Consider the following 11,905-nt stretch of genomic DNA (forward strand, 5'->3'; position numbering starts at 1 on the left):
CCCTCAGATCGCCAGACGGGGGAACAGGTGCAGAAGCAGCAGGGCGGTTCCACCCTGCGCCGCGCTGTACCAGCCCATCAGCATGGTGTTGTCGAAGGTCACCCGCCGCTCCGAATGCAGCAGCCCGGCGGCGGAGCGCGCCAGCGTGTAGCCTAGCATCAGCGTCATCACCGCGACATGGAAGCCCTGCCATGCCACCAGCATATACGCGATGGCGCCATAGGCGCTGGCCGCGCCGACAAGGCCGGTCTGCATCTGCGCAGTGGCGTCCAACAGAATGCCGCCGACCATCGCCGCCCAGGCCAGGATCAGCGCGAGACGGACCCGGCCATGCCGGTTGCGATCCACCGCCGTGCGCGCCCAGCCGATGGCCAGCGCCGCCAGCCCCCACAGCGCCAGCCCGCCGGCGAACCACGGCAGGCCCGGCAACGCGTCTCCCCCCTTGGGCCAGACGTCGGGGCTGACCGTCCACAGGAACAGATAGGTGAAGAGCAGACAGGCGAAGGCGGTGCCGTCCACCAGCAGAAGCACCACCATGCCCCACCAGCTGTGGTTCTTCGGCCCCTGCACATAGACCGGCACGCGCCAGCCGCCGCCGACATCCTGCGGCGGGTGGTCCGCCCCCTTGTCGAGGCCCCACAGCCACCAGATCACCATCCCGACCGCCAGCACCGCGGGGACCAGGGAGAAATAATAGAACTTCAGCGTCAGGCAGATGAAGTGGGTGGCGGTGAACAGTCCGGCCAGAAAGGGCGCCCAATGCGGCCCCGGCAGCGGCATCAGATATTGCGGCTTCGCCTCGATCGGGCTGGTGACGATGGTCTCCCGCCGGTCGGTGGGCGCGCCGGGCAGGAAATGGGCGCCCTCACGCACCTCGCGCGGCAGATCGGGGTTGTCCCACAGGGGATAGAGGCTCTTGACGTGCGGGATGCTGCGCACGGCGTACAGCTCGTTGGGAAGCCATTCAAGCGTCCCGGAATTCCACGGATTGGCGGGAGACTTCTCCCCACCGCCCAGCGCACTCCGCGCCATGTCCACAAGCACCAGCAGAACGCCCAGCGCCAGCACGAAGGCGCCCACCGTCGACACCATGTTCAGCAGGTTCCAGCCGAGATCGCCGGGATAGGTGTAGACCCGCCGCGGCATGCCCAGCAGACCGCTGATGTGCATGGGGAAGAAGGCGACGTTGAAGCCGATGAACATCAGCCAGAACGCCCAGTTTCCCAACCGCTCCGACAGCAGCCGGCCGTTCAGCGTCGGCCACCAATGGTAAAGCCCGGCGAAGACCGGGAACACCATGCCGCCGATCAGCACGTAATGCAGATGCGCGACGACGAAGTAGCTGTCATGGGCCTGCCAGTCGAAGGGCACCACCGCCACCATCACGCCTGTCAGCCCGCCCAGGACGAAGATGAACAGGAAGCCGAACAGGAATCGCGTCGCCACCGTCCATTGCACCCGCCCGGCCCCCAGCGTGGCGATCCAGGCGAAGACCTGGATGCCGCTCGGCACCGCCACCGCCATGCTGGCGGCGGAGAAGAAGCTGAGCGACAGCGACGGGATGCCGGTGGCGAACATGTGGTGGACCCACAGTCCGAAACTGAAGAACCCCGTCCCAACCAGCGCCAGCACCACGAGATCGTGGCCGATCAGCGGGCGGCGGGCCAGGGTCGGCACCATCATCGACACCAGCCCGGCCGCCGGCAGGAAGATGATGTAGACCTCCGGATGGCCGAAGAACCAGAACAGGTGCTGCCACAGCAGCGGGTCGCCGCCCTTGTCCGCGATGAAGAAGGGCCAATGGAAGGCGCGTTCGATCTCCAGCAACGCGGTGGCGACGATCACGGCGGGAAAGGCGAAGATGATCATCCCCGCCATCACCAGCATCGACCAGGCATAGACCGGCAGCTTGTCCAGCGTCATGCCGGGGGGGCGGGTGCGCAGGATGCCGACGACGATCTCGATGGCGCCGGCGATGGCCGAGATCTCGATGAAGCCGATGCCGAGCAGCCAGAAATCGGCATTGATGCCCGGCGAATGCTCGTAGCTGGTCAGCGGCGGATACATGAACCATCCGCCATCGGGTGCCGCCCCGAAGATCAGCGAGCAGAAAAAGGCGATGCCGCCGAAGAAATAGGCCCAGAAGGCGAAGGCCGACAGCCGGGGAAAGGGCAGGTCGCGCGCCGCCAGGAAGGACGGCAGCAGATAGACGCCGATGGCCTCCACGATCGGCACGGCGAACAGGAACATCATCCCGGTGCCATGGACGGTGAAGAACTGGTTGTAGGTGTTGTGGTCGAGCAGGTCGTTGTCCGGCACCGCCAGCTGCAGCCGCATCACCAGCGCCAGCACCCCGGCGATCAGGAAGAACAGCAGCGCCGTGGCGATGTACCAGACGCCGACGCTGGAGTTGTTCACCGCCGTCAGCCGCGCGATTCCCGGCGGCAGCCGCCAGACGCGGCGCAGCGCATCCTCCTCCCCCGCGGGGCGGGGGGTGGGGCTGGGCAGGGAAGTTGGTCCGCCGCCGGAGAACTCGTCGCGGGGCTCGTCGGTGCGCAGCGTCATTTCAGGCTCTCCAGCCAGGCGGCCATGGCATGCAGGGTCTCGCCATCCATCACGTCGAAGGACGGCATGCGGTTCTCGGGCTTGATGTGCTGGGCGCCCTGAATCCAGGCGGCGAGGGTCTCCACCCGCGTCGGCAGCGTCCCGGCGGCGAGCGACGGCCGGGCGCCAACGCGGCTGAGATCCGGGCCGACCAGCCCCGCCGCCTCCGTCCCGCGCACGGCGTGGCAGGACTGGCAGCCGAAAGAGAAGAAGGCGTCGCGGCCGCGGGCAAGCTGCGGCGTCGCCGGTTCCCGCACCGGGCGATGCTGTTCCGCCATCCAGGCATCGAACTCGTCCGCCGGCAGAACCCGGATGTCGAAGGCCATTAGGGCATGCTGCGCGCCGCAATATTCGGCGCATTGGCCGCGGTAAAGCCCCGGCCGCTGTGCCACGATCGGCAGCCGGTTCACATGGCCGGGGATCATGTCGATCTTGCCGGCGAGGCTCGGCGCCCAGAAGCTGTGGATGACGTCGGCGCTGGCGACCCGCAGTTCCACCTGCCGTCCGGCCGGCAGCACGAGTTCGTTGGCGCCGCGCAGCGGCTCCTGCCCCTCCACAAGATAGCGGACGTCCCACCACCACATGTAGCCGGTGACCTCCACCACCAGCGCCGGCTCCGGCGTCAGGGTCGCCAACCGGCGGGCCAGGGCGAATTCATGAAGCTGGAGCGCGGTCAGCGTGACGAGCGGGAACAGGATGCCGCCGCCGATCACCCAGGCGCGGCGGCCGGGAAAGCGCTCCGGCCGGACCAGCGCGGCATAGAGCGCCAACGCCATCACCACCAGGAAGATCACGGCGCCGCCGATGAACAGGATCCAACTGGTGACCAGGATTTCCTGCGCGCTGACGCCCGCGGCATCCAACGCCGACTGCCGCCCATCGCATCCCGCCAGAGCAAATCCGGCCAGGACAAGCGCTGCAACGGGCCAGCCGGGCCGCAGAGAGGGTCGCGCAATTGGCCGGCTCGCCCTGGTCATGTCCATCGCCTCCCCTTCGCCGGGCCAAGCCCAAACTCCCCCTCGGGGTCAACACAGCCGAGGCTCGACGGTTTCGTGGGCAATCCGAAGTTCCCATGCGAAATCGCGAAACCTGTGCGTGGCCGTAAGCGTTGAAGGTGGAAATGCCGCCCCGGCAATCGCGGCGGGGTTGGAGCGGGTGGTTTCAGGAGGCGATGAATGACCGCCGACACGGGCCGGACGGACGCGGCGTTACCGGAGAAGCCGGCCTATGAGGACAACCGCTCCTTCCTCGTCGGTCTGGCGCGCGCCTTTGCCGGGGCGCTGATCTTCTCGCTGCCGATGCTGATGACGATGGAGATGTGGTGGATCGGCTTCACCATGGACTCCTGGCGGCTGGTCCTGCTGCTGGTGCTGCTGATCCCGCTGCTGGTCGGTCTGTCGGTGGTCAGCGGATTCAAATCCACCGCCAGCCTGCGCGACGACATCGCCGACGCCTTCGTCACCATCGCCGTGGCGGTGGTGATGTCGGTCGTCATCCTCGGTATCTTCAAGGTGCTGTCCGCCGACATGCCGGCGCGCGAGATCATCGGAAAGATCGCGCTGCAGAGCTTCCCCGCCGCCATCGGCGCCATGCTGGCCCGTGACCAGCTGGGCGAGAAGAGCAGCGAAAGCATGCAGCGCCAGACCGCAATGACCTATCCGCAGGAGCTGTTCCTGATGGGGGTGGGGGCGCTGTTCCTCGGCCTCAACGTCGCCCCGACGGAGGAAATGATCCTGCTGTCCTACATGATGGACCCGTGGCGGGAGATCGCGTTGCTGCTGCTGTCGCTGGTGCTGATGCACGCCTTCGTCTACGCGGTGGAGTTCCCCGGCGGGTCGAAGCCGCCGGGTGGAGTCGGGTTCTGGAGCCTGTTCCTGCGCTTCACCGTCGTCGGCTACGTCATCGTGCTGGCGATCTGCCTTTACCTGCTGTGGACCTTCGGCCGGACCGACGGCACCGGACTGGCGGAGATCATCAGCGCCACCGTGGTCCTGGGCTTCCCCTGCGCAATCGGCGCGGCGGCGGCCCGCCTGATCCTGTGACACCGGTCCTGTGAAGGGGGGAGAGAGGCCGATGGCGACGACCGGCGACGAATCACAGGTGACCAAGGATTCCCGAGGGAATGACGGGGCGGAGCATGCACCGCCGACTTCTCCGCTGGAATGGGTGGTGGCGGGGCTCGGCGCGCTGCTGATCGCCGCGATGATCGTCTACATGGTGCAATACGCCCTCAAGGAACACAGTTCGGTCCCCGGCGAGATGGACGTGACCGTGATGGAAACGCGGACCGGCGGCCATGGCCACACCGTCCGTTTCCAGGTTCGCAACCGGACCGCCGCGACCGCCGCAACGCTGATCGTGCGCGGGGAGCTGCGGTCCGGCGACCGCGTGGTGGAGACGGCGGAGGCACAGTTCGACTATCTGCCGCCCTATTCCGAACGCTTCGGCGGCCTGATCTTCCAGCACGACCCGGCCCGCTACGAATTGCGTATCGTCCCCACCGGCTACAGCGAGCCTTGAGGGACCGTCAGTCGCGCCCCCAAAGCCCCCGCTCGCCCAGATCCTCGCCGCGCTGCCGCTCCAGCGCCTGGGAATAGCGGCGGAGCGCGAAGGATTCCGTGACATAGCCGATGATCCGCCGGTCGGTGGGGGAGGACAGCACCGGCAATGCCTCCACCTCCTCGCTGCCGAAGCGGTTCAGCACGGTGCGGGCGTCGTCGCCGGGCATCAGGACCGCGTCGGCCTTGCAGGCCAGCGAGCCGACCCGCGTCTCCGTCGCCTCCGCATCCTGGTCGGGGTCGTGGATGATCGTCATGTCGACGATTCCGGCATAGCGCCCCATCTCGTCCACCGCGAAGACCGCCTTGGTCGACCCGAGCGGATAGAGGCGGCGCAGCGCCTCCACCGTCAGGGTGGCGGGCACCGTCTTGGCGTCGCGGCGCATCAGCCGGAAGGCGGTCAGTTCCGACAGCCAGCCGATGTCGTAGGCGCCGCGGATCGGCACGCCGCGCAGGTGGAAGCGCCAGGTGGCGAAGGAGTAGCCGAAGGCCTGACGCACGACGGTCGTCGACAGCACCACCCCGATCAGCACGCCCGACGCCGCCCACAGATCCTGCGTCGTCTCCAGCACCAGCAGCACCATGGTTACCGGGGCGCCGACGATGCCGGCCGCGACCGACCCCATGCCGACCAGCAGCAACAGGCCGCTGTCGATCCCCAGCCCCGGCAGGAAGGCGGAGGTCGACTGCCCCAGCAAGCCACCGAACAGCCCGCCGATGAACAGCGAGGCGCTGAACAGGCCGCCGCGGAAGCCCGAGCCAAGCGACAGCGCCGATGCCAGGATCTTCGCCACCAGCGTCAAGGCCAGCGCCAGCGCGCCGCCCGCCAGTTCCGGCGGGACGGCGCCCGGGCCGCTGCCCATCACCGCCGGCACGGCCAAAGCCAGCGCGCCCACCATCACCCCGCCGATGGCCGGCCTCATCCAACGCGGGACCGGCAGCCGGTTGAATCCACGCTCCGCCACCGTCACCGCCTGCATGGCGAGGATACTGAGCCAGCCGGCCAGGAAGCCGACGACGCCGCAGGCGGCATAATCCCAGCTGGCGATCACCACCGGGCGGCCGAGCGCCAGCGGCACCTCGCCGCCGGTCAGCAGGGCAGACGCCGCCACCCCCAGCACCGCCGCCGCTCCGACCGGGGCCAGCACCGCCAGCGTGTAGCCGCCCAGCACCAGTTCGAAGGCGTAGAAGGCACCGGCCAGCGGCGCGTGGTAGGCCGCGGCGATGGCCGCCGCCGCCCCGCAGCCGACCATGGTGCGCAGATCGGCCCGGCGCAGCCGCAGCCGCTGTCCCAGCGAAGACGCCAGCCCGCCGCCGGCCTGGGTGTAGGCGGCCTCCATGCCGACCGACGCGCCCGAGGCGTTGGACAGGGCCGTCGTCACCGTCAGCCGCAGGCTGTCGATCAACGACATCTTGCCGCCATAGAGCGCGTTCGCCTCCACCGCGTCGACGATGGCGTTGGGGCGCCAGCGCCGCACCAGCATCGACAGGATGCCCAGCAGCAGCCCGCCGACGGCCGGAACGCCCAGCGTCCGCAGCAGGTCGGGCGCGCCCTGCCCCAGACGCTCGCCCTCCGGCAGGTCGAAGGCCAGCGCCTGCATCAGCAGCACCGCCTCGTGGAGAAGCCCGACCGCCAGCCCGACCACCCCGCCGACCAGCGCGGCAAGGACCACCACCGCCAGCACGCTGTTGCGTACGCTCCAGCGGTCGGACACGGTCGTGGCTGCGGACGCATCGAGCGTCGCATAGGGGTCGTTGCCGGCGCGGGCGTTGTCGCCCACACCTTCGAGGGAGGCCGAGTTGTCAGGCATGATCACGCTGATTGGTAGCCCTTCCGTAAGGGGACAATGGGCCGGAAGGGCGTGAGTTCCGTCAGGGCTTGGCTTGCTGCGGTTTTGGCTGCGGCTTCACCGTCGCCGGCGCGGGCGCCGACGGAACGGCAGGAGCCGGGACGGGGAGCACCGGCGGGGCCTGCGCTGCAGGTGCCGGCTGAACGGGTGCCGCCTGACCCGGCGCCGCGTCCGTGGTGACGGGTGCCGGCGCGGTGCCGGCGCGGCGCAGAACGTGGGCGAGGTTGTCGCGCACCTTGTCGGCCAGCGCGACATCGGGTTCGCCGGCCTCATGGAAGATCACGGTGAACAGCCGGCGCTGCGACAGCAGGAAATTCAGCGTGACGTGCAGCTTCCCCTGCGGCATCGCGCAATCGACCGATCCGGTGCGCAGCCAGACCGCACCGGCCTGTTCGGACGGGTTCAGGCTGACCGTCGGCGTGCCTTCGCAACGCTGCTTCATGGCGTCGGCGAAGCTGTCCGACAGCTCGTCGATCTTGGCGCCCTCGCCCACCGCGCGCTCGCGGATGCCGCCGACGATGGGGCCGAAACGCCAGGCGACGTCGGCCGGGCGGCGCTCCTGCGGGACCTTGTCCATCGGCACCAGTTCGGCGTCATGCACCCCGGCTGCCGTCAGCAGGCTGTCCAGCCCTTCCGGCAGGCGGTTCTTCTTCTCCGCCGGCCGGCCGGCGGCGACCTTGATCGGCGGGACGTTGCCACCCTTGTCGACGCAGGTCTTCAGATCGCTCAGCACCTTCTTGGTGCCATCCAGCTTGAAGGCGATGCGGTCGGAGGCCGACGACACCACCAGCTCGTTCCCGCCCATCAGGGCGTTGACCAGTTCCTCGTCCTTGCCGTTGGAGACCACCAGCATGTCCGGCTGCGAGGCGATGGCGACGCGTTCCCGCTTCAGCTTCTTGTCGACCTCGATGGTCACCGGCCATTCGCCGCCCTTCGGCAGGTCGGCGCCGGGAATGCCGATGCCGATGTTGGTCTCCCCCTTCGGGCTGCGGGCGAACATCAGCACATGGCCGGAGGTGAATTCCCCCTCCGCCACGCAATAGGCGAAGCTGCCGTCCTTCTTCTTTGCGGCGCCGCCGTCCCAGCTCTCGATCAGTTCGCCCGGCCCCTCCGGCTTCGGCGGAGCGGCGGCCTTGTCGGCGCCGGGAGTGCCCGGGGCAGACGGATTGGCCGGCTTGGCGCCCTGTTGCGGCGCGGCAGGAGTCAGGATTTCCTCTTCCGGCTCGGGCAGCCCGTAATAGGCGGCCGGCGGCATGTTCGGCTCGACCGGCACCAGCTCCGCCACCGCCGGAGTCGACGCCACGCCCAACAGGAGAAGCGCGGACAGCGGGACGGCAAGACGGGCGGTCATCTCGAGGTAATCCATAGATGGTTGTGGCGGCGAAGCTATCCGCGACCGCCCCCATCCGCAAGCCCAACCGCCCTACCTGTTGCGGGAGGCTGGCACCTGTTGCACGGGACACGCAGGGGGATGCCCCTACCCCCCGAAGAATGCGCCGCGCAATGCTTCGTCGGACAGCGACGCCACCGGCCCGTCGCCGACGACGCGGCCCAGCCGCAGCAGGACGGCACGTGGCGCGACCGCCAGCGCGCGTGCCGCGCTCTGTTCGGCCAGCAGCACGGCGGTGCCGGCGGCGGCGATGCGGCCGACGGCGGAGAACACCTCGTCCGCCAGCTTGGGCGACAGGCCGAGCGACGGCTCGTCGAGCAGAAGCAGGCGTGGCCGGCCCATCAGCGCGCGGCCAAGGCTCAGCATCTGCTGCTGGCCGCCGGACAGGCGCCAGGCGCTCTCGCCGCTCTTGATGGCAAGGTCGGGGAACAGGGCGAAGACGCGTTCGACATCCCTTGCGCGGTCGCGGGCGGCGGAAAGGCCGGCGACCTCCAGATTGTCGCGCACGCTCATGCCGGGAAAGACCCGCCGCCCCTCCGGCACATAGCCGATGCCGCGCCTCACCCGCGCCTCGGTCGCCAGCGGGCCGAGATCGGCGCCGTCGAAACGCAGCCCCCCCCGCGCCGGCACAAGGCCGAGCAGCGCCTTCAACAATGTCGACTTCCCCGCCCCGTTGGCGCCCAGCAGCGCCACCGTCTCCCCCGCCGCGACGGTCAGCGACACATCGTCGAGCGCGCTCGCCCCGCCATAACCGGCGGTCAGGTTGCGGATGGACAGCAGCGCGCTCATGCCACCTCCGCCCGGCCGAGGTAGGCCGTCGCCACCGCCTGATCCCGGCGCACGCCATCGGCCGGCCCATCATAGATCACCCGCCCGCGGTCGAGGCACAGCACCCGGCCGGCCAGCGGCAGCAGGAAGCCCATGTCGTGCTCCACCAGCAGGATCGCCATCCCCTCCTCCGCCAGTACGCGCAGCAGATCCGCCAGATCCGCCTTCTCGCCGTCGGTCAGGCCGGCGGCCGGCTCGTCCAGCAGCAGGACCGCCGGGCGGCGGACCAGGGCGCGCGCCAGCTCCACCCGCCGCCGCAGCGCCGCCGGCAGCCCGTCGCAGGACTGACCGGCGAGTTCGCCGACGCCCAGCCGGTCGAGCGCCCAGCGCGCATGCGCCTCCGCCGTCGCGGCGTCCGGATCGAAGGCGAGACGGGCGGCGGCCACCGCCTCCAGCACGCCGGCCCCGGCGGGCAGCGCCGCCGCCTGGAAACTGCGGGCCAGCCCGGCACGGGCCAGCCGGTCGGCGCGGGCGCCGGTGACGTCCTGCCCGCCGAGCCGCACCCGCCCGGCATCCGGTCGCTCCAGCCCCGACAGCAGGTTGATGACCGTGGATTTGCCCGACCCGTTCGGCCCGATCAGCCCGGTGATGGTGCCAGGCCGCAGGTCCAGCGACACACGGTCGACCGCCCGCACGCCACCGAAGGATTTCCGCAAACCCTCGACCGCCAGCCCCTCCGGCTGCGCGGAGGACAGCGGCGGCTCCCTCGCTTCCGGCAGCGCACGGGGCTTGCCGCCGCCCAAGCGGGCCGTAAGGCGGTCCAGAAGCCCGGTCAGCCCGTCCGGCGCCAGCACGATGGTCAGCAGCAGCGCGGCGCCGTAGATGACCAGATAGCCGCGCTCCAAAAAGCGGAACCATTCCGGCAGATGCAGCAGCAGCACGGCGCCCAGCACCGCTCCGGCCATCCGCCCCCGACCGCCGACGATGGCTATCGTGAGGATGGAGACCATGATCGGGAATTCCAGCACCTCCGGCGACACGACCCGCTGGGTGTGGACGGCCAGCGCTCCGGCGGCCCCGGCGAACAGCGCGCTGATGCCGAAGGCGGCCAGCCGCAGCCGCCCGACATCCAGCCCCAGCGTCCCCGCCGCCAGCGGATCGTCGCGCAGCATGGTCAGCGACCGGCCGAGCCGCCCGCGCGCCAGCCGCCAGCCGAGCAACCCGCCGAGCGCCACCAGTCCCCAGACCAGCGCGGCCATCGGCAGCCCGCGCGGCACCGCCCAGCCGAACAGCAGCACCGGCGGCACCCCGGCGAGCCCATTGGAGCCGCCGGTCAGCTCCGGCAGATTGACCGCCAGCAGATGCAGCACCTGCGCGATTCCCAGCGTCGCCAGGGCGAAGTAATGCGACTCCAGCCGCAGCACCGCCAACCCGACCGGCAACGCCAGCAGAAACGGAACCAGCATCGACAGCGGAAAGGTCGCCTCGAAGCCGAGCCCATAGCGGCTGCCGAGAATGCCGGTCACATAGGCGCCGACCCCGAAGAAAGCGCCCTGGGCCAGCGACAGCGCACCGCACAGGCCGAAGACGATCTGGAAGCCGAAAGTCGCCAGCGCATAGACCCCGGCCACGGTCAGGACGCGGAGGCCATAGGGCGAAGCGAAGGCGAGCGCGTAGACCAGCAGCGCCAGCGCGCTGGCGGTGAGAATGACACTCTCCACCGCGACCCTGCTCCCTCTCCCCCCCGGGGAGAGGGTTGGGGTGAGGGGGACGCGCGGCGAGGACCGTCCGGCAAGCGGAACCCCCTCACCCTGACCCTCTCCCCGGGGGGGAGAGGGGATGTTCAGCGGGGAGTGTGGTTCAGCCACGGCGGCGCACCGCTTCGCCGAACAGCCCTTGCGGACGCAGAACCAGGATCGCCAGCAGCGTCAGGTACAAGGCCCCCAGCGCCACCGGATAGGAGAGCACCGACGAAACCCCGACCTCGAACAGCGCGATCAGCAATGCCCCCACCACGGCCCCCGGCACGGAGCCCCAGCCGCCGACCGTCACCGCGATGTAGGCCTTCAGGATCAGGTCCCCGCCGGAGGTCGGCGTGACGAAATAGCGGTTGGCCAGCAGCAGCCCGGCCGCCCCGGCGCAGGCGGCACCGATGGCGAAGGTCACCAGGATCATGGCGGTGACCGGCACGCCGCAGGCCCGCGCCATCTCCGGGTCCTGCGCCGTCGCGCGCAGCCGGCGGCCAAGTTGCGTGCGGGCGAACACCCATTGCTGCGCGCCGATCAGCAGGGCCGCCACCGCGACGATGGCGAGCGACTGTTCCGGCACCGCCAGCCCGGCGATATGAAGGGTATCGTCCCCGAACAGCGGCGGCGCGGCGCGCGGCTCCGGCCCGAACAGGATCGCCGCGCCGTTCTGCAGGATGATGCCGACCGCGATGGTGCTGATGAAGACCGACACCGGCGGCCGGCGCCGCAACGGCAGATAGGCCGCCAGCGCCAGCAGCAGCCCCAGCGCCGCCATCAGCACGAGAACCACCGGCAGCAGGACGATGCCCGGCAGAGGGATCAGCGGAGCCAGCGCCACCGCCAGCAGCCCGCCGGCCATGACGAGATCGCCCTGGGCGAAATTCACCGCCGAGGTGGCGTTCAGCACCAGCACGAAGCCAAGCGCCACCAGGGCATAGGCCGCCCCCAGCGCCACCCCGTTGACCAGCAGTTGAAACGCCGCCATCG

General features: G+C 70.0%; 9 protein-coding genes. 2 read left to right on the plus strand and 7 right to left on the minus strand.

Features of this window, described 5'->3' with window-relative positions; translation table 11 throughout:
• Positions 1 to 3 precede the first annotated feature (3 nt).
• Positions 4 to 2,565: a cytochrome c oxidase subunit I gene (gene ctaD / locus PWS46_RS19930; protein WP_434622298.1), complete on the minus strand. Its 2,562-nt coding sequence runs from the start codon at positions 2,563 to 2,565 to the stop codon at positions 4 to 6.
• Positions 2,562 to 3,467 carry a cytochrome c oxidase subunit II gene (gene coxB / locus PWS46_RS19935; RefSeq protein ID WP_434622300.1) on the minus strand — a complete coding sequence of 302 codons (906 nt, stop codon included), beginning with the start codon at positions 3,465 to 3,467 and terminating at the stop codon, positions 2,562 to 2,564. The genes ctaD and coxB overlap by 4 nt, the downstream gene beginning before the upstream one ends.
• A gap of 312 nt (positions 3,468 to 3,779) precedes the next feature.
• Here coxB and PWS46_RS19940 point away from each other — a divergent pair, with 312 nt between their 5' ends.
• Both PWS46_RS19940 and PWS46_RS19945 read left to right on the plus strand, forming a co-directional pair.
• Positions 3,780 to 4,646 (plus strand): TIGR02587 family membrane protein, encoded by an 867-nt coding sequence (locus PWS46_RS19940; RefSeq protein WP_434622302.1) that lies wholly within the window; start codon positions 3,780 to 3,782, stop codon positions 4,644 to 4,646.
• Between the two features lie 31 nt (positions 4,647 to 4,677).
• Positions 4,678 to 5,124: a TIGR02588 family protein gene (locus tag PWS46_RS19945; protein WP_434622304.1), complete on the plus strand. Its 447-nt coding sequence runs from the start codon at positions 4,678 to 4,680 to the stop codon at positions 5,122 to 5,124.
• Positions 5,125 to 5,131: 7 nt separating this feature from the next.
• Here PWS46_RS19945 and PWS46_RS19950 read toward each other — a convergent pair whose 3' ends face one another.
• The 5 genes from PWS46_RS19950 to PWS46_RS19970 form a co-directional block, all read right to left on the minus strand.
• The gene (locus tag PWS46_RS19950; RefSeq protein ID WP_434622306.1) at positions 5,132 to 6,973 is read right to left on the minus strand and encodes a chloride channel protein; all 1,842 of its coding nucleotides are present in this window, start codon (positions 6,971 to 6,973) and stop codon (positions 5,132 to 5,134) included.
• Positions 6,974 to 7,034: 61 nt separating this feature from the next.
• On the minus strand, positions 7,035 to 8,363 hold the full coding sequence (locus PWS46_RS19955; RefSeq protein ID WP_434622307.1) for a hypothetical protein: 1,329 nt from the start codon (positions 8,361 to 8,363) through the stop codon (positions 7,035 to 7,037).
• A gap of 126 nt (positions 8,364 to 8,489) precedes the next feature.
• Positions 8,490 to 9,191, minus strand: a complete 702-nt coding sequence (locus PWS46_RS19960) for an ABC transporter ATP-binding protein (RefSeq protein WP_434622309.1) — start codon at positions 9,189 to 9,191, stop codon at positions 8,490 to 8,492.
• Positions 9,188 to 10,891 carry a branched-chain amino acid ABC transporter ATP-binding protein/permease gene (locus PWS46_RS19965; protein WP_434622311.1) on the minus strand — a complete coding sequence of 568 codons (1,704 nt, stop codon included), beginning with the start codon at positions 10,889 to 10,891 and terminating at the stop codon, positions 9,188 to 9,190. The genes PWS46_RS19960 and PWS46_RS19965 overlap by 4 nt, the downstream gene beginning before the upstream one ends.
• 139 nt (positions 10,892 to 11,030) lie before the next feature.
• A complete protein-coding gene (locus PWS46_RS19970; protein WP_434622312.1) occupies positions 11,031 to 11,903 on the minus strand; it encodes a branched-chain amino acid ABC transporter permease in 873 nt (290 codons plus the stop codon).
• Positions 11,904 to 11,905 lie beyond the last annotated feature (2 nt).

The sequence above is a fragment of the Azospirillum sp. B2RO_4 genome, from assembly GCF_051124815.1.
GTDB lineage: Bacteria > Pseudomonadota > Alphaproteobacteria > Azospirillales > Azospirillaceae > Azospirillum.